Consider the following 17,784-nt stretch of genomic DNA (forward strand, 5'->3'; position numbering starts at 1 on the left):
ACAACAATCTTTTAGAAAAGAGCCATTAAAAAAGAACCTTTTCATACATTTTTTTTATTCTTTGTTCATTATCGTAATGACATCATAATTTGAATCAGTAAGCTTAATTGTAACAGTACCATGCTTCTTGGTGAAATATACGTCAATCCACGCTTCATGCAGCATCTCTAAAAGGGCAGGATCAGGGTTTTTTGTACTTGATTTGAATATTATGGCAAGCTGGGGATCAAGATGTTCAATTAAAAGATCGGAAAAAGATCCCTTTTCAGCATATTGTGGGAGTTTGACGATATTGACATTTTCAAGCGGCTTCTCCAGGAATACCTGCTCGGCTTTATGGCTGGCTGAACGAACATAAAAAATCTGATGATGGAAAAATTTAAACGAAATATCCATTCCTTCATTTTCATCGCTGCCATCGAAAATTACCTCTGCAGTCAAGCCAGGCATCAGTTTATGAAAATCACCCTGCTCCCAGCGAATTACCTTAACCTCAACAGGAATGAAACTTTTTGACAGTGACTGATCCGCTGAGGCTCCTGTGACAATCTGCCGAACGTTATACTTCTTTATATAATGCTCGAGATTTTCCTGCCCTTCACTAGATGTCAGGATCACTGTTGATATGTTTTTAACTTTAAATAGGCTTAGCAGTCGGTCAAGTTCTTTAACTGTTCCCTTGCCACCTGTATTTAAAAGCATATTTTCTCCATTGGCATGCTGAATAAGTGAAGCTTCACCATCACTTAATGAAAAAAAGGTGAAAGCCGATTCATTTCTTTTCAGATGGACGTCCACCCCCTCTACTTCAACAGGAGCAGAAGGAGATTCAAAAGGTATATAATACCAATTCATAAATGCCAAAAACGCAAATATCAGCTTCATGTACACTCCTCCAATTACTTCTAGCTATAGAGTGTGTCATTTACCTGAAAATATCATAGCCAATCGTAAATAAATTCAACGATATCTGATATTGAGCCCTTTTTCACTTTCACTTCTGGAATGGATCTTAGAAATGCTTGTCCATATGACGTCGTTAACAGCCTTCGGTCAAAGATAAAAATCATGCCTCTGTCAGAGGAGGTCCGGATCAGCCTTCCAAATCCCTGTTTAAATCTAAGGATTGCTTCAGGCAAGGATAATTCTGAAAATGGATTGCCTCCATTTTCTTTTATTAAAGCACACTTTGCTGCTGTCAGAGGTTCATCTGGCGGTGAAAATGGCAGCCTGACAATAATAAGGCAAGAAAGATCCTCACCCGGGATGTCAACCCCCTCCCAGAAGCTGCTGGTTCCAAATAAAATAGCTTTGTCAAATCTCTTGAAGTTCCTTGTCAGCCTCGTCCGGCTTCCCGCGGTAATTCCCTGGGCAATGAGCACGAACTCCTCGAGCAGCCCGCTTTCTTTAATCAGATCATAAGTCTTTTTCAGCATTTCATGGGAAGTAAATAATATTAGCATACGGCCTTTCGTCGCCTCCGCAATGGAGATGATATGCTCTGTAATGGCCGCTACATATTCATCATTTGAAACTGATTTAATATCTGGCAAATCATCGGGAACTACAAGTTTCACCTGAGTTTCGTATGAAAAGGGTGATGGGATTTGTTTTTCAAGAAGCGGTGTTTTAATACCCAATTCCTTTTTTATAAATTCAAATGATTGATTTACCGACAGAGTAGCTGATGTAACAATAATACTTCTTTTTTTGTTGAAAAAAATGTCTGCAATATCATCCGCCACATAAACAGGTCGGGCAAATATTGTAGTGGAATTCTGCAATGCTCTCAAGTCGGCTTCAATCCATCTTACATATTTACTGCTCGTATCGATGAAAACATCCTTGGCTGTCTTTCGTATATCTTCTAAATCAGACGTCACTTGAACAACTTCCTCTAATAAAGCTTGCTGATCCCGCGAGAGCTCCCGAGATATGTTCATCGCTTCTTTAAGCCGCTGTCCAAGGGCGTTTTCCAGATCCTTTATTAAGAAATAGAAGCGCTCAGCAGTGGTTTTCAATGCGGCCCAAATACGGTTGTTATGTTCTGGAGCAAGACTTGTATGAAGCTTGCTGCCATTTGACTTAGACTTGCTTGTTTTTCGTGCATACATTCCAGCAAGCTTAAATAATTCGTCCGTTTCATAAACCAGGTCTGCAATAAGCTGACTTATCTCAAACGTATGCAAACGGCTATCAGAATTATCGACGCCGGCAGATCTCATAATCGACTCTAACTTGTAAAAAAGCTGTGTCTGCTCATAATGCCCAAGCTGGTTTAGAAGAAGTCTTACAGCCATATAATCAAGCGATTTCCCAAAATATTTTCCCGCTGCTTTTTCGAATTGGTGGCCTTCATCAAGCACAGCATATTCGTATTCAGGTAATGACCCGCTGCCCGAGACAATGTCAGCCAATAGCATGGAATGATTTGTAATTAAAATGTTGGCTCCCTTTGCTTTTTCGAGGGCACTTTTGTAAAAATCATGCTCGTCCCACTGCTTCGTTTGCAAGAACATTGTACGGTCATATTTAATCTTATTCCAAAAAAGTATACCTCCGCTGGACAGGTTAAGTTCATCAAAATCGCCTGTTTCAGTTTGAGTCAGCCAAACAAGAATTTGCATTTTAGTCAATGCAGTATCGTAATTTTCCTCAACTTCTTTAAGAGACTGCTCAAACCTTGCCATGCTGATGTAATGGCTGCGTCCTTTAATAAGTGCTGTGTTTAACTGGCAGTCGAACATAGCTTCAAGCTTAGGAACGTCATTGGATAAAAGCTGCTCCTGCAGCTGAGTTGTATAAGTGCTGATAATGACCGGTTTATTGTTTTTCAGAGAATAAATAGCGGCTGGCATCAAATATCCCAGCGACTTACCTACACCCGTACCCGCCTCGATCAGGGCATGCCCATCCCTGGAAAAAGCCTCATATACTATGTCCATCATTTCATATTGGCCTTGGCGCGACTCGAACTGTGTAAATGCTTTGTGCAACAGATGCTGTTTTTCTGCATTTGTGTGCGGATAGTCTACTTTAGCTTGAACAGTTTCCACTGTGGAGATTTTCTTTTTTAATGCTATTCCGCGAAAGACTTCGATATCTCCAGGCAATATCTCAATTGTGCTCTCTTTATGATTCAGGGCATCATCAAATAGCAAATGGAGATCGCTTTTCAGTCCCTCGGACAGTTTTGCCAGCTCTTTTAATGTAACATGGGGCAGAGTATTCAGAGCCTCCAGCATGATTAAAAGAAGTTCTGCAGTGACATATGCGTCACTGTCTGCTTGATGTGGCCGATCATGTCTAAGGTTCTCCTTTGCAGCCAGATCAGTCAATTTAAAGCTGTCAGCTGTTGGATACAGAATCCTTGCCATCTCAACAGTATCAAGTACAGGACCATAAAATCCTTCACAGCCGGCATTTAATAACTCGTCCTGTAAAAAAGAAAGGTCAAATAATACGTTATGAGCCACAAAATAAGCGTCTTTAAGCATTTCTGTAATTTCGGGGGCAATTTCCGAAAATAAAGGCGCATCCTTGACCATTGAATCTGAAATACCTGTAAGTTCTTCAATGAATACAGGGATATCCTGCAATGGATTTACCAAAGAAGCAAATTGGCCAGTAATCTTACCGTTTTCGATCACAACTGCTCCAATTTGTATGATGCGATCCCCTTTTTTAGGGGAATTGCCCGTCGTTTCTAAATCTATTACAACATATTTTTGGCTCATTCATTTACACCTCTAACATTCAGTCAAACAAAAACGTAACATAAAAAGAAAAAAAGCGAAAGCAGAATACTGCATCAGATATGGGTTGGAAGTAAAGCTCTTGTTCATTATTTTTTAAAGTTTCCTGCAAGGATATGTATGAAAAAACTCCCGACGACGCGGGAGTTTTTTTTATATCGTTCATATGAACGGAAAATATCAAGTGAAAATTGTTTCCTATCGATTGGAATTATTGAAAAATCGTTCTTTCAGGTTCAGCGTGAAGCATTTCAACAATCTGGTTATTTTCATTCATCAAGGCGACTTTTGGCTGGTGAGTCGCTACTTTTTCTTCTGCCACCAAAGCGTAAGAGATAATAATAACTACATCACCCTCATGGACCAAACGTGCCGCAGCACCATTAAGACAGACTACACCACTGCCTCTTTCGCCAGGAATGATGTAAGTTTCAAAACGTGCACCGTTATTATTATTTACGATTTGTACTTTTTCATTAGCAACCATACCGACAGCATCCAAAATATCACTATCAATCGTGATGCTGCCTACATAGTTCAGATTAGCTTCAGTAACTCTTGCTCGATGTATTTTAGCATTCATCATGGTGCGAAACATGGAATGAATTCCCCCTAATAAGTTAAGTTATTCTATTTCTAATATGATATTGTCAATCAGCCTGGCTTTGGTAAATCTCACTGCAAGAGCGATAATGATTTTCCCACTCAGTGTTTCCAGCTGTTTCAACTCAGGATAAGAATAGATTTCTATATAATCAACTTCTGCATCGCAATGATCAGTTATATGTTTGTTAATCAGACTGACGATGTTTTGAGGATCACGCTCTCCGCTCTCAATAGTTGCTTTTGCTAATTGAAGACCTTTATTAAGTTCAGGAGCCTGTGTCCGTTCTTCTTTTGACAGATAAACATTACGCGAACTTTTGGCCAGGCCATCTTCTTCCCTGATTGTATTTACTGGTACTAATTCAATTGGAAAGTTAAAATCCTTGATCAGACCTTCTACTACCGCAACCTGCTGTGCATCCTTCAACCCGAAATAAGCACGATCAGGCTGAATAATATTAAATAATTTCACCAACACTGTGGCTACACCATCAAAATGTCCTGGTCTTGACTTGCCGCAAAGAACATTTGTCCTTTGCTGAACGGTAATTTTGTTTGATGCTTCTTGAGGATACATTTCCTCTGCAGATGGATAGAAAATAAAATCGACACCTTCTGCCTCAGCTGTTTTGTGATCCCTGTCAAAATCCCGAGGATACGCATCCAAATCCTCAGTTGGGCCAAACTGAAGCGGGTTCACAAAAATACTCAGTACCAAAATATCATTTTGAGGCCGTGCTGTTTTCATAAGTGACCTATGGCCTTCATGCAGAAATCCCATCGTTGGTACATATCCGACTGTATGCCCCTGAGCTTTCAGAGCGGTCATTTCCTTCTGCATTTCAGCTATTGTTGTGATGATCTTCATTCTCTTCCTCCATACAGTGCCTGCAATTCCTCTTCCTTCATTGTAAAACTATGCTTATCTTCAGGAAAGGCGCGCAGCCTCACTTCCGCTACGTACGAATTCAATCCTGAAGCGATCATTTCATTTACATTTGTATATTGCTTAACGAATTTAGGAACACGTTCTACTCCATACGTGATGATGTCATGGTAGACGAGCACTTGTCCATCTACATCCATTCCTGCTCCAATACCTATTGTAGGAATCGTCAAGCTTTCTGATACTTGTTTTGCAAGCTGTTTGGGGACACATTCGAGCACAACAGCAAAGGCTCCAGCCTCTTCACATTTTTTCGCGTCCTCTATCAGCTTCATTGCAGCATCAGCACTCTTGCCCTGTACTTTATACCCTCCAAGTACACCAACAGACTGAGGAGTCAAGCCCAGATGTGCCATGACAGGCACTCCCGCTCTCGTCAATGCCCTAATATGATCAATGACGTCATCGCCGCCTTCGACCTTTACGGCATTTGCACCGGTTTCCTGCATGATTCTTGCTCCGTTAATAAGCGTATCTTTAATTGAAAGATGATAACTCATGAAAGGCAAATCCACGACAATAAACGTATTGCCAGCTCCGCGCCTGACTGCTTTTGAATGATGAACCATGTCCTCCACCGTGACTGGAATTGTCGAGTCATATCCGAGTACAACCATGCCTAGAGAGTCACCGACAAGAATCATGTCAGCTTCAGCCTGTTCAGCATGCTTAGCAGAAGGATAATCGTAGGCAGTCACCATGACGATCTTGCTGCCGGTCTGCTTCATTTTTAAGAAATCAGTCGTTTGTTTCATTTTCATTCCTCCTTTTTCTTAAGAGGCGATAAAACAATTGGACAATACTGGACACTAAAAAAGGACCCATCTATGTCAGAAGGACCCTTTGAAGCCATGTACTTGTTTCATCCCTCTGTCCCAGTCCGCTATCGGATCCAGGCAGAAATATTTTATTATTTTGTAAGAAAGTCAGGTGCAGTTCTTGCGATACCGCCCAGAATGATTATAGCAAATGGCTAATATTTTGGCTACTTAACAAAATTATTCATCTATTTGAATATCAGCTGAATAGATATTATGGACTTTCCCGGTTGAATCTACTATTAACAGGACACCATCCTCCGTAATGCCAATGGCCTTACCCTTGATTTCCCCAGTTAAAGTACGTGCGGTAATTGCCTTGCCGATACTGACAGCATAGCTTTCCCACATCAATTTTATCGGGAAAAACCCTTTTTCCAGATATAGTATATAAAGCTTTTCCAGCTTTTCCAAGATTGCTCGGATCAGCCTTTCCCTGTCGACGATGCTTTTGCTTTCAATCGAGAGAGAGGATGCAATTTTTTCAAGATCAGCAGGGAAGTCCTCTTTCTTTGTATTCACATTGATGCCGATACCGATAATGATTGAATTAATTCGGTCAGCTTCCGCTTGCATCTCCGTCAGGATACCTGTAACTTTTTTTCCATTAATCAAAATATCATTTGGCCATTTGATTTCCGGAAGTAAACCAGTGACTTCTTCGATAGCCTGGACCACCCCTACCGCACTGATCAGTGTCAGCTGGGGAGCTTTTGGGATAGGCAAATTGGGCCGAAGAATGATGCTCATCCATATACCTGTATACTTTGGAGAATGCCATTTCCGGTCCATCCTGCCTCTGCCTGCAGTCTGTTCCTCCGCAATCACGACTGTTCCTTCTGCGGCATTCTCATACGCAAGTTTGTAGGCTATTTTTTGGGTCGAATCGACACTATCATGATAATGAAGATGTCTTCCTAAAAAATTTGTTTTTAGGCCAAGGTTGATTTTATCAGCACTCATCTCATCGGGAATGGAAACGATTTTATATCCTTTTCTTCTCACTGCTTCGAATTCAAACCCTTCCTTGCGTAGTTCTTCGATATGCTTCCAAACCGCGGTCCTCGAGCAGCCAGCAATATCCGCCAAGTGCTGGCCAGACAAAAACTCAGATTCGGTATTCGTAAAAGCCTCTATCAATTTTTTTCTGATTTCAGATTGCTCAGCCATACCCTTATTTTCTCCTTCTCATTTTGAACATCCCCAAAAATTACAGCCTTTTCGATTTGCTCTAACAGCTCTTTTAGCCATGGGCCAGGATTTTTACCATGCCAAGCCATCAAGTCATTGCCTGTTACATTCAGTTCATGCCTTTCCTTTATAGGAAGAGAGTTAAATATCTGCTTAATTCTGTCTGTGCTATTGATTTTTCCAGGAAACAAGGTCCGGTATACCCTTTCACAGCTTAAAGCGTTGTTTAAGCCTGCCTTGTATACTGATTCCTCATTCCACTGTTCACCCAAGCGGTATAATAAAAGGGAAAGGAGTTGTTTTAATAACTTAATCTTTTGTACCGGAAGCTTCCAGCCTCTTAAAAAAGCATCTATTTCTTTGCTATTCAATTGCAATTCATATAATAACAAAACCCATGATTCATTTAAATCAAGTTCTGATGAAAGCCTCGCTGAAAATTGGATTAAGGATTTTTCCTGATGAACCAAGCCAGGCAAGTATTGATACATACCACTTTCCACCATTAACTCTGCAGCTTTCGCACAGTCCCGACCAAGGAGCATCTTTTCAAATTCGACTGTTTTTCGTTCTACTGCGATATTTTCAAGCAAATTACAATGCTTCTGCAAAGATTTAAAGGTATTGTCTTCAATCGAAAAGGACAATTGTGAAAGAAATCTTACAGCCCTTAGCATTCTTAAAGCATCTTCCCCAAACCGTTCATCTGGATTGCCCACTGTCTCAATCAGCTTTTTATTTATAGATTGCTTGCCTCCAAAGGGGTCGATGATATTCCCGTCCTTATCCATGGCAATCGCATTCATCGTAAAATCCCTGCGCTGCAGGTCTTCGGTCAGCGATCGAATAAACAACACTTTATCAGGCCGCCTGAAATCGGAATATCCTGCTTCCGAACGAAAAGTTGTAATTTCATATGGAGAACCTTTGTAGTGGACTAGAATCGTTCCATGCTCAATCCCTACATCGGTCGTTTTTGGAAAAATCTTTTTCAATTCATCTGGCAATGCGGAAGTGGCGATATCTACATCTGCAATCTCGCGGCAAAGTATATGGTCTCTGACAGAACCACCAACAAAATAGGCTTCATAACCACCGTTCTCAATCAAATTAAGAACAGGGACAGCTTTTAAAAAAGGATTGCCAATCATCGTCCATCCTGCCCCACTAATTGATAGTAAATGTTTTCATATTCAGAAACGATTTGTTCAGCACTAAACCTTTTTTCGGCACGTTCCATGGAATTAGCTGAAAATCTGCGGTGTATTACTTCGTTCGATAAAATTTCAACAGCCTTCTCGGTAATGGTCTTAATATCCCCTAGCTCGCAAATATAGCCTGTTTCCCCATTGACGATGACCTCAGGAATTCCTCCTACATTGGTTCCAATGCATGGAACCCCGCAAGCCATTGCTTCGAGAGCCACGAGACCAAAACTTTCTTTCTCAGAAAGCAGGAGCATCAGATCGCTTAATGAATAAAGCTCCTCTACACGTTCCTGTTTTCCAAGGAGTAAGATCTTATCACGGATTCCCAGTTCACCAGCAAGATTGCATACAGTCTTCATTTCCGGGCCATCTCCAACAAGCAAAAGCTTTGCGGGTAAATGCTCTGCAATTCCAGCAAATGCCTGGATCACATCTTGAACTCGTTTTACAGGCCTGAAGTTGGAGACATGTATGACGACTTTTTCGTGCGGAAGAATTCCATATTCCTTTCTCAGTTCGCTGGAATCTGTACGTTTATTAACTCTCGTATCAATGAAGTTATATACACACTCAATGGTTTTCTTTGGTTTGATCAGTTCATGGGTCTGTGAAATCAATGAATTGGACACGGCAGTTACATAATCTGATTTCTCGATACCGAATCGTATTGCATCTGTAAGGGATGGATCATAGCCCAGCACTGTAATATCCGTTCCATGAAGGGTTGTCACGATTTTTAAATCGCGCCCGCTCATTTGCCTGGCTAAAATGGCACATACTGCATGCGGAATTGCATAATGTACGTGTAGAACATCGAGATTTTCCATAACAGCCACCTCAGCAATTTTGCTTGCCAGAGCAATGTCATACGGCGGGTATTGGAAGACAGAGTATTGATTTACCTCTACTTCATGTGAAAATATATTATGATACATTTTCTTCAGCCGGAATGGCAGGCTTGAAGAAATGAAGTGGATTTCATGTCCTTTTTCTGCAAGAAGCTTGCCAAGTTCAGTTGCAACAACACCTGATCCGCCAACTGTAGGGTAACAGGTAATTCCGATCTTAAGTTTTTTCATCTTTTTTCCCCTAACAAATCCTTGTGGATTAACAATGGTTTTTTGGACATAAAGCCCTCGGCAAATTGCACACCGACCTCCTTGCCGAATAACTTTTCCCTTGCCTCTACACTCTCGATATATCCATTAACGAGAGGGGTATCAAAGGTCGACTCCCCTTTAGTAAATTGGCTTTCATAAGCATTTAGTGCTTCTATCTTTTTTGTCATTTCATTAGAGATATCTACAACAAAATCAGGCTTATGGAAACCATTAATCATATAAAAATATAATGTATCAGGCCTGTGGGACGGTAACTCCCTATTTTCATCGTATTTTTTTACGGCGGCCGAAAAGACCGCCTCCTCAACAAGGCGAGCGCAGCTGCCATGATCAGGATGACGGTCATCAAAATAAGGTGCAAACACGATCGCAGGACGGTAAAACCTAATTATTTCCACGATTTTCTTTATGTATTCTTCCTTTAAAAACAGTCCCCTATCAGGCAAATCAAGCGCTCTTCTCACCTTTACCCCGAGAATTCCTGCAGCCTTTTCCGCTTCCTGCAGCCTAATTTCAACGGTACCGTTCGAAGACTTTTCAGCTTTTGTTAGATCACAAATTCCAATTCGTTTACCTTCACTAGCATATTTGGCAATTGTTCCACCCATGCCGATTTCTACATCATCTGCATGGGCTCCAAATGCCAATATATCAAGCTTTAGATTTTCCATCATCATCACCTTGTTTCTTTTCGACTATATTCCGCCAGTCGAGGTCGCCCCGTTCTATACCTTTTATTAAAATTTCCGCTGTTCCCATATTGGTCGCGAGCGGTACAGAATATACATCACACAGCCTTAACAATGCAGTCACATCAGGTTCATGAGGCTGAGCGGTAAGCGGATCCCTGAAAAAGAAAATCGCATCCATCTGGTTATTGGCAATTCGCGCACCAATTTCCTGGTCTCCTCCAAGAGGACCCGATTGGAAGCGCTCGACTGTAAGACCAGTTGCTTCAATTATCCGTAATCCTGTCGTCCCAGTCGCATAGAGTTTATGATTCCTAAAAATTTCTTTGTATGCAACCGTGAACCCCACTAAATCATCTTTCTTTCTATCATGGGCGATTAAGGCAATATTCATGGTCTCTCCCCTATTCAATAATATTCTCTAAGCCGTATACAAAAGAATCCATTTTCATCACTGTATCCACTGCAAGTTTTACTCCTGACATAAAGGAGCTCCGGTTATAGGAATCATGGCGAATTGTAAGGGTTTGTCCATCTGCCCCGAACATTACCTGCTGGTGAGCAATTAAACCTGGCAGTCTCACTGAATGGATATGCATGCCATCATAATCAGCACCCCTTGCTCCTTTAATCGTTTCTTTTTCGTCTTTATGGCCCTGGATTTTCGTTTCCCTTACTTCGGCAATCATTTGTGCAGTCTTAACAGCCGTGCCTGATGGAGCATCCAGTTTTTGGTCGTGGTGCAGTTCAATAATCTCTACATTACCGAAATACCTGGCTGCCATTTGCGAAAACTTCATCATTAATACTGCCCCAACTGCAAAGTTAGGAGCAATAATGCATCCCGTTTCCTGTTCTGTACACATCTGCTCCAGTTCACTTAGATCATCTTTAGAGAAGCCAGTTGTTCCCACTACAGGTCTAACCTTATATTTCAATGCGGTCCTTGTGTGGAACATGCCTACCTCTGGAGTCGTCAAATCGATAAGAACATCAGGCTCGATTTCCTGAAGGCATTTCTCGAAATCTGTATATACCGGTGCCTCACTTTGAGGGAAGCCATCGATTTCTCCTAACTTCTTTCCTTCGTGCTTTCGGTCAACTACAGCAGCCAGTTCATAATTCTCCGTGTCGAGCACAAGCTGCACTGCTTCTCTTCCCATTCTTCCGCGAGGGCCAGCTATAACTATTTTAACGTTCTTCATATATGTATCTCCTTTAATTTAGCTGTCTTTACGTGTCCAGCGATCTTTATCTCTAGTGTTGAACTTAGCCATGACTCTGTCATGAGCAGTTTCTAGATCAATATTTAATGAGTTGGCAAAACAGAGCATGACAAACAACATATCTCCCAGCTCTTCTTCAACTGTTTTTTCTTCTTCATCGTGTTTCTTGGGTTTCTCTCCATAATAATGGTTAACTTCTCGTGCCAATTCCCCAAGTTCCTCGGTCATTCTTGCAAGCAGAGCCAGCGGGCTGAAGTAGCCTTCCTTAAACTGGCTAATATATTGGTCCACTTCCTGCTGGAGGTCTTTAATAGATTTATTTTCACCCAAGCAATTCACCCAACCTTCATATGTATGCTATTCTATATCGATGTTAGCTCAATGGAGAGGCTTTGACAAATATTTTTGATTTACGATGTCCTGTAACAGGAACTTTTCTTCAGATTTTCTGCTTTTTTGTGCAACCCTATCCGTATGATGATTTTTCCTTCTGTTCTTACTATTATGCCTTCATTCCTTTTTTACGGACATCCACTTTTAGAGAAAAACGATATAATAAGCATGGAATGAACTAATGCGAAAATAGCTCCCCGTAAAAGATTGCCCTTGTGACTTATATTTTATATAATAAAATCGCTTTGACTGCTAGAAATATGCATACTCTTGGGAGGTATCATTTTGCTCTATGGCTTAAAATTCAAAAATATATTTTTCATTCTGCTTGGTTCAGCCATATTTTCTTTTGGGCTTGTCCACTTCAATATGCAGAACAACCTAGCAGAAGGTGGTTTTACAGGGATTACCCTTATGCTTTACTTTGTATTTGGATGGTCACCTTCCATAACGAATTTATTGCTGAACCTGCCGCTTTTTTTCCTTGGCTGGAAACTGCTCGGACGAAGTGTCTTTATTTACACGATTATCGGTACAGTGGGTGTATCTATATTCCTGGGAATCTTTCAAAAGTATCAGATTGAAATGCCATTGTACGAAGATTTGTTTTTGGCTGCACTGTTCGCTGGTGTCTTTATCGGTATCGGACTTGGAATTATCTTTCGTTATGGTGGCACGACAGGCGGAGTCGATATTATCGCCAGGCTTGCACAAAAATACTTTGGCTGGACAATGGGCCGAACAATGTTCATGTTTGATTTCGGCGTAATAACTCTATCGCTTATTACATATTTGAATTACCGCGAGGCGATGTACACACTAGTAGTTGTATTTGTCGGAGCGAGAGTCATTGACTTCATGCAGGAAGGTTCTTATGCTGCAAGAGGGGCAATGATCATATCTGATAAAAATGATGAGATTGCCGCGAAAATAATGAAAGATATGGACCGGGGTGTCACCAGTTTAAAAGCAGTCGGTTCATATACGAAAACAGAAAGAAACGTACTATACTGTGTTGTCGCGAAAAATGAAATTGTACGACTGAAGAGTGTGATTAATTCAGTAGACCCCCATGCGTTCGTTTCCGTCACGGTTGTCCATGATGTGCTTGGTGAAGGGTTCACACTTGATGAAAATAAACTACCTTTAGAGAGATAAAAAAATCCGGACATAATGTCCGGATTTTTTATTCGTTTCTTGTCATTCCTGTGTAAATTAATACTAGACGTAATAATTCTAGAACAGCCACTGCTGCAGCTGCAACATAGGTCAACGCTGCAGCATTGAGGACTTTTTTAGTTTCTCTTTCTTCATCATTCCTAATGATTCCGGCAGATACAACCTGGTCCATTGCACGATTAGAAGCATTGAATTCAACCGGCAATGTGATTACCTGGAATACTACCGCGGCTGCCATGAAGAGAATGCCCAACAATAGCATTCCGCTCAGATTTGCAAAAATACCGATCATAATCAGGATCCACGAAAAATTGGAGCCAATGTTAGCCACCGGCACCAGTGCATGCCGAAAACGAAGAAATGCATAGTCCTGGGCATCCTGGATGGCATGGCCTACTTCGTGGGCCGCAATGGCAGCGGCAGCAACAGAATGGCCAAAAAAGTTTCCTGAAGACAAACGCACTACCTTAGAGCGCGGGTCATAGTGGTCACTTAAATATCCTCTTGTTTCTTCTACTCCCACATTGTACAAACCATTATCATCCAAAATTTTACGAGCCACTTCTGCTCCAGTCATCCTTGATGAAGAAGCAACTTTCGAATATTTCTTGTATGTGCCTTTAACTCTGAATTGCGCCCACAGAGGAATTATAATGATAATCGCGAAGTAAATTAAATACACCCGAAAACCTCCTAACAGCTCATGTTGTTTTTTCTATTGTATAAATGCTGATATTCGGTGTCAATTTTTCCGCTCTTTTTGAACCTTCTTCGACTTTTGATTGTCGCCTTTGTATTTTCTCCATCCAACATAAGACAATGTAAGAATAATGATGCTACCAGTAGAAATCATCACCCACCAGAGCGACGGATCCGCTTCATCCTCGGTCATTTCATCAAAAATGGTCTGCAAATCAGATTCAAGTGCTTCAAGTTCTTCCTGGCTTGAAGCTTCAGATAAAACCTGCGGACGGTACTGATCTATGAAACTTACCTTAGCGTCAATTTTTTGGATTGTCTCAGGATTTATGTCAATCTTCATGCTCGGATAAATGACATTATATAAAGACAGAAATGAGTTAAGGTTTGAATGAAATTCGTCGTTATTACCCTCACTTGCAGCTGTTTTTACGTCGTTGAATACCGTCATGATTGGTCCTTCCATTTCAGTCCATAGCGGCTGGTGAGTAGATGCAATAGCATCTATGACAAGTCTGAATTTGGTGACCTTGTTCATTCTTTCATTATGCCCCATTTCAGCATTTGCCATTGCTTCAATTGCTTCTTCATGAGCAACGGTTATAATTCTAAGCTCGTCCATCGAAAATGGCCTGCCATTCCCTGTAACCGTAAGAAACTCTTCTGAAAAATGCTTCAGGATTCTGTTTGCATCATCATAGCGATGAAGCTTGGCCATTTGCAGTGCTTCATCAGAAATCTCATCAAGCTGTTCAACAGGCGACGTTTTTTCGGCATATGCTGCTAACGGTGCGAGCATGAGCAGCACCGAAAATAATAAGAAAAATTTCGCTTTCATTCCTGTCCCCCCTCTAAATACTATTAAAATGTATGATAGAGTGGACAAGGTTAGACCAGATTTTAAGTCTTATCGGAATGTTTTTATAGACAGGGAAAATCTGCCTGGACGCAGACCGAAATAATATCCCACGCCAATTGACAGAATACTGAGCCAGAATGTAAAGTAGCCGATTTGGTCCATGTATAAATCTAGCGAATGGTATCTAGGCATCATCATGAACACATAGTCAATAATTTCATTATGCAGGACAACTACAGCAGCCACAATCAGGTGCCATGCCTTCATTCGGTAAAAAGGTGCATACAGCACACCCTCCACTGCCATGGCAAAGTGCGAGCCCATTAGCATTAATCCAATCCAGTCGAGATGTCCAGAAACAAAAAAAACAAGCATATTCATCACTACAGCCCATATTCCATATTTGAAAAGGCTGACAATGGCAAGGGCCTCCATTAGCGGCCAATTCCTTCCCATTAAGAAAGCTGCCAAAACGAATACAAAAAATAGACTTGCCGTCGGGCTGTCCGGTACAAAAAGCAAAAATTCAGGCGGTGTGTCTACAAGCTGCCATTTATACCAGTAGTATCCATAAGCAGTACCAAATACATTGACCCAAAATAATAACCAAAGTACAGATTTATTGCCCAATAAGGGATATATTCTCTTTAACATCTTGTCTCCCCATTCCAAAGTTTACTATTTCTATTATTACAGTTTAAGGATCAGAAACCAAGCATGCATTCTGTCCATATGATATAAAAGGCTTTATTATTTAATTTATTTTATGGTTGAGGATTTAACATGGAAGTTATTAATATTCGTCTATGCGAAGAAACTAAATCGTCTAACACAAATAAATGATCATTCCAATCCAAGGTACTGAAGTTCAGAAATCCTCTTCATTCCAAGTAGAGCGATAATCCCCGTAAAAAAAGCCTGCAAGTGATCCTTGCAGGCTTTTTGTTCTTATTTACTTAGACCGTCAATGAATTCAGAAAGTGTCTTTAATTCTTCATCAGTTCCTTTGAAGACAGCAGGCATATTACCTCTACCTTCTTTCGCAACTTTAGCGATCTCTTCTGCATTCAGCTTGGTAGCAGCAAGGCTCGGAGCTGTAGCTCCTCCGCCAAGTTCTCCACCATGACAAGAAGTACATGTTTGGGCTTGGGCAATCTTATAACCATCAGAGTTCTTATCGATTTTTACATCAGATATCTCCCCCTGTTTCTTCGCTGCTTCCCAGTCATGGGTTGCAACGGATTCCCAAGTAAGATAGAAAATTGAAGCAATTGCCAAAAGCATGAAACCTGTTGCAAGCGGACGTTTTGATGGACGTCGTTCAGGGCCGCGGTCAATAAACGGAGCAAGCAATAGTGCACCAAAAGCGAGACCAGGTATTACCATAGCCCCGATAACTGTATAAGGACCAGATGCATATGAATATTTTAGCAATTGATATAAGAATAAGAAATACCAGTCTGGCAGCGGAATATATCCTGTGTCTGTAGGGTCGGCAATCCTCTCAAGCGGAGACGGGTGTGCAATTGTTAAGCACAAGAATCCAATTAAGAAAACAGCTCCAACCATCCATTCTTTCAACAGGAAGTTAGGCCAAAACGCTTCCGTTTTGCCAGGGTATTCCGAGTAATCTTTCGGAATATTAGGCTTGCGTTCTGCAGGAACACGAGAGTCTCCTACGAACTTCATACCTTTACCACGATGCATCGAGCAATCCCCTCCTTTTTCCAAATCGTTGGGCGAATTTCCATCCGCACAACACTTTCATTCGATTTTTACAATGGACCAGAAATACCTTGCTTACGAATCATTAAGAAGTGCGCTCCCATTAAGCCTAAAAGTGCACCAGGCAAGAAGAATACGTGGATCGCAAAGAAACGAGTCAAGGTTTGTGCACCAACAATTGTTGAATGTCCAGAAAGCAGAATCTTAACATAAGGTCCAATCAAAGGTACCGCGTCAGCAATCTGCAAAGTAACCTTTGTTGCAAATAACGCTTTCATATCCCATGGAAGCAAGTAACCTGTTAAACCTAAGGCAAGCATAATGAAGAAAATTAAAACTCCAACTACCCAGTTCAATTCACGAGGTTTTTTATAAGCTCCTTGGAAAAACACGCGAAGTGTATGTAAGAACATCATTACAATGACAAGGCTCGCACCCCAGTGATGCATACCGCGGACAATTTGTCCAAATGCTACTTGATTTTGAAGATAATAAACAGATTCCCATGCATTCTTGATGTCCGGAACATAATACATTGTCAGGAACATACCAGACAGGATCTGTATGACAGTAATGAAAAACGTCAGACCTCCAAAGCAATAAACGAACGCGGAAAAATGATGCGCCGGGTTAACATGCTCAGGTACTTCATGGTCTGCAATATCGCGCCACATAGGCGTAATATCTAAACGCTCATCTACCCAATCGTAAATTTTGTTTAACAATGATTACGCCCCCTTCCGTGGTTTGGCTTTTCCTACATAAAGCAATCCATCTTTTTCTTTTGTTGGATATACATCCAATGGTGCCAATGGCGGTGTACCAGGCACGTTTGTTCCATCTTTTTCGTAACGGCCATAGTGGCAAGGGCAGAAGAACTGATTAGGATTCTGCTTATCTGTATTCCATGCTACAACACAGCCTAAGTGTTTACATACTGGTGAAAGGGCAAGGATTTTCCCTTCTTCATTTTTGTAAACCCATGCAGTTCCTGTTTCTTCAGATTCATACCATGCATCTTTTTGTGTAAATGTAAAATTGACTTTTTGCGGTTCATTCGTAATTTCTGCGATTTTCAATGGAGTCGCGATGAAATCTCCCGCTTCTTCTCCCTTAAGCACAGGATCTACGGCAAATCGGACCATTGGCATTAGCATCCCTGCAGCCATGAAACCGCCTACACCTGTAAGAGTATAGTTTAAGAATTGACGTCTTGAAACACGATGCTTACTCACGCTATTCCCCCCTCTATTCCCAAGTTAAGTCCCCAACGGACATAATTTAAACACATTTTAAAACTAGGACATAACCATGATATATCAATCTCATTACAAAATCAATATAATACTATGTTGAAAACATTTTTCGC

General features: G+C 41.1%; 19 protein-coding genes. 1 reads left to right on the forward strand and 18 read right to left on the reverse strand.

The annotated features are described in order from the left end of the window. Window positions 1–54: 54 nt before the first annotated feature. The 12 genes from V7201_RS04920 to V7201_RS04975 form a co-directional block, all read right to left on the reverse strand. On the reverse strand, window positions 55–885 hold the full coding sequence (locus tag V7201_RS04920; protein WP_335375667.1) for an ATP-dependent DNA helicase: 831 nt from the start codon (window positions 883–885) through the stop codon (window positions 55–57). Between the two features lie 53 nt (window positions 886–938). Further along, window positions 939–3,737: an ATP-dependent DNA helicase DinG gene (gene dinG / locus V7201_RS04925; RefSeq protein WP_335375668.1), complete on the reverse strand. Its 2,799-nt coding sequence runs from the start codon at window positions 3,735–3,737 to the stop codon at window positions 939–941. 229 nt (window positions 3,738–3,966) lie between these two features. Continuing rightward, entirely contained in the window at window positions 3,967–4,353 is a 387-nt protein-coding gene (panD, locus tag V7201_RS04930; RefSeq protein WP_335375669.1) for an aspartate 1-decarboxylase, read from the reverse strand. Between the two features lie 27 nt (window positions 4,354–4,380). Then, complete coding sequence (panC, locus tag V7201_RS04935) at window positions 4,381–5,229, reverse strand: pantoate--beta-alanine ligase (protein ID WP_335375670.1); 849 nt, start codon at window positions 5,227–5,229, stop codon at window positions 4,381–4,383. Beyond that, on the reverse strand, window positions 5,226–6,062 hold the full coding sequence (gene panB, locus V7201_RS04940; RefSeq protein ID WP_335375671.1) for a 3-methyl-2-oxobutanoate hydroxymethyltransferase: 837 nt from the start codon (window positions 6,060–6,062) through the stop codon (window positions 5,226–5,228). Before panB ends, panC begins: the two co-directional genes overlap by 4 nt. Before the next feature lie 243 nt (window positions 6,063–6,305). After that, on the reverse strand, window positions 6,306–7,295 hold the full coding sequence (locus tag V7201_RS04945; protein WP_335375672.1) for a biotin--[acetyl-CoA-carboxylase] ligase: 990 nt from the start codon (window positions 7,293–7,295) through the stop codon (window positions 6,306–6,308). Then, complete coding sequence (locus tag V7201_RS04950) at window positions 7,262–8,467, reverse strand: CCA tRNA nucleotidyltransferase (protein WP_335375673.1); 1,206 nt, start codon at window positions 8,465–8,467, stop codon at window positions 7,262–7,264. The genes V7201_RS04945 and V7201_RS04950 overlap by 34 nt, the downstream gene beginning before the upstream one ends. Further along, window positions 8,464–9,603, reverse strand: coding sequence for an N-acetyl-alpha-D-glucosaminyl L-malate synthase BshA (bshA, locus tag V7201_RS04955; RefSeq protein ID WP_335375674.1), 1,140 nt, complete (start codon window positions 9,601–9,603; stop codon window positions 8,464–8,466). The genes V7201_RS04950 and bshA overlap by 4 nt, the downstream gene beginning before the upstream one ends. Beyond that, the gene (gene bshB1, locus V7201_RS04960; RefSeq protein WP_335375675.1) at window positions 9,600–10,316 is read right to left on the reverse strand and encodes a bacillithiol biosynthesis deacetylase BshB1; all 717 of its coding nucleotides are present in this window, start codon (window positions 10,314–10,316) and stop codon (window positions 9,600–9,602) included. The genes bshA and bshB1 overlap by 4 nt, the downstream gene beginning before the upstream one ends. Next, window positions 10,297–10,728, reverse strand: a complete 432-nt coding sequence (gene mgsA, locus V7201_RS04965; RefSeq protein WP_335375676.1) for a methylglyoxal synthase — start codon at window positions 10,726–10,728, stop codon at window positions 10,297–10,299. Before mgsA ends, bshB1 begins: the two co-directional genes overlap by 20 nt. A gap of 10 nt (window positions 10,729–10,738) precedes the next feature. Beyond that, a complete protein-coding gene (gene dapB / locus V7201_RS04970; RefSeq protein ID WP_335375677.1) occupies window positions 10,739–11,539 on the reverse strand; it encodes a 4-hydroxy-tetrahydrodipicolinate reductase in 801 nt (266 codons plus the stop codon). A gap of 18 nt (window positions 11,540–11,557) precedes the next feature. After that, window positions 11,558–11,890, reverse strand: a complete 333-nt coding sequence (locus tag V7201_RS04975; RefSeq protein WP_335375678.1) for a nucleotide pyrophosphohydrolase — start codon at window positions 11,888–11,890, stop codon at window positions 11,558–11,560. Window positions 11,891–12,238: 348 nt separating this feature from the next. On the opposite strand from V7201_RS04975, the gene V7201_RS04980 reads away from it, so the two are divergent. Then, a complete protein-coding gene (locus V7201_RS04980; RefSeq protein ID WP_335375679.1) occupies window positions 12,239–13,111 on the forward strand; it encodes a YitT family protein in 873 nt (290 codons plus the stop codon). A gap of 28 nt (window positions 13,112–13,139) precedes the next feature. On the opposite strand, the gene V7201_RS04985 is transcribed toward V7201_RS04980, so the two are convergent. From V7201_RS04985 to V7201_RS05010, 6 genes are all read right to left on the reverse strand, one after another. Then, window positions 13,140–13,814 (reverse strand): zinc metallopeptidase, encoded by a 675-nt coding sequence (locus V7201_RS04985; RefSeq protein ID WP_335375680.1) that lies wholly within the window; start codon window positions 13,812–13,814, stop codon window positions 13,140–13,142. A gap of 60 nt (window positions 13,815–13,874) precedes the next feature. Next, a complete protein-coding gene (ypjB, locus tag V7201_RS04990; protein WP_335375681.1) occupies window positions 13,875–14,669 on the reverse strand; it encodes a sporulation protein YpjB in 795 nt (264 codons plus the stop codon). Between the two features lie 69 nt (window positions 14,670–14,738). Beyond that, on the reverse strand, window positions 14,739–15,344 hold the full coding sequence (locus tag V7201_RS04995) for a DUF1405 domain-containing protein (protein ID WP_335375682.1): 606 nt from the start codon (window positions 15,342–15,344) through the stop codon (window positions 14,739–14,741). A gap of 294 nt (window positions 15,345–15,638) precedes the next feature. Beyond that, the gene (locus tag V7201_RS05000) at window positions 15,639–16,397 is read right to left on the reverse strand and encodes a menaquinol-cytochrome c reductase cytochrome b/c subunit (protein WP_335375683.1); all 759 of its coding nucleotides are present in this window, start codon (window positions 16,395–16,397) and stop codon (window positions 15,639–15,641) included. A gap of 68 nt (window positions 16,398–16,465) precedes the next feature. Beyond that, window positions 16,466–17,140, reverse strand: a complete 675-nt coding sequence (qcrB, locus tag V7201_RS05005) for a menaquinol-cytochrome c reductase cytochrome b subunit (protein WP_335375684.1) — start codon at window positions 17,138–17,140, stop codon at window positions 16,466–16,468. A gap of 3 nt (window positions 17,141–17,143) precedes the next feature. After that, window positions 17,144–17,650, reverse strand: a complete 507-nt coding sequence (locus tag V7201_RS05010) for a ubiquinol-cytochrome c reductase iron-sulfur subunit (protein WP_335375685.1) — start codon at window positions 17,648–17,650, stop codon at window positions 17,144–17,146. Window positions 17,651–17,784: the final 134 nt, after the last annotated feature.

It is taken from the genome of Bacillus sp. JJ1122 (genome assembly GCF_036964885.1).
Taxonomy (GTDB): Bacteria; Bacillota; Bacilli; order Bacillales; family Cytobacillaceae; genus Mesobacillus.

What these genes read in the sequence shown, in the direction of transcription:
- V7201_RS04920 (WP_335375667.1), bottom strand. Translation starts at nt 885, where the DNA reads ATGAAGCTGATATTTGCGTTTTTGGCATTTATGAATTGGTATTATATA.
- dinG (WP_335375668.1), bottom strand. Translation starts at nt 3,737, where the DNA reads ATGAGCCAAAAATATGTTGTAATAGATTTAGAAACGACGGGCAATTCC.
- panD (WP_335375669.1), bottom strand. Translation starts at nt 4,353, where the DNA reads ATGTTTCGCACCATGATGAATGCTAAAATACATCGAGCAAGAGTTACT.
- panC (WP_335375670.1), bottom strand. Translation starts at nt 5,229, where the DNA reads ATGAAGATCATCACAACAATAGCTGAAATGCAGAAGGAAATGACCGCT.
- panB (WP_335375671.1), bottom strand. Translation starts at nt 6,062, where the DNA reads ATGAAACAAACGACTGATTTCTTAAAAATGAAGCAGACCGGCAGCAAG.
- V7201_RS04945 (WP_335375672.1), bottom strand. Translation starts at nt 7,295, where the DNA reads ATGGCTGAGCAATCTGAAATCAGAAAAAAATTGATAGAGGCTTTTACG.
- V7201_RS04950 (WP_335375673.1), bottom strand. Translation starts at nt 8,467, where the DNA reads ATGATTGGCAATCCTTTTTTAAAAGCTGTCCCTGTTCTTAATTTGATT.
- bshA (WP_335375674.1), bottom strand. Translation starts at nt 9,603, where the DNA reads ATGAAAAAACTTAAGATCGGAATTACCTGTTACCCTACAGTTGGCGGA.
- bshB1 (WP_335375675.1), bottom strand. Translation starts at nt 10,316, where the DNA reads ATGGAAAATCTAAAGCTTGATATATTGGCATTTGGAGCCCATGCAGAT.
- mgsA (WP_335375676.1), bottom strand. Translation starts at nt 10,728, where the DNA reads ATGAATATTGCCTTAATCGCCCATGATAGAAAGAAAGATGATTTAGTG.
- dapB (WP_335375677.1), bottom strand. Translation starts at nt 11,539, where the DNA reads ATGAAGAACGTTAAAATAGTTATAGCTGGCCCTCGCGGAAGAATGGGA.
- ypjB (WP_335375681.1), bottom strand. Translation starts at nt 14,669, where the DNA reads ATGAAAGCGAAATTTTTCTTATTATTTTCGGTGCTGCTCATGCTCGCA.
- V7201_RS04995 (WP_335375682.1), bottom strand. Translation starts at nt 15,344, where the DNA reads ATGTTAAAGAGAATATATCCCTTATTGGGCAATAAATCTGTACTTTGG.
- V7201_RS05000 (WP_335375683.1), bottom strand. Translation starts at nt 16,397, where the DNA reads ATGCATCGTGGTAAAGGTATGAAGTTCGTAGGAGACTCTCGTGTTCCT.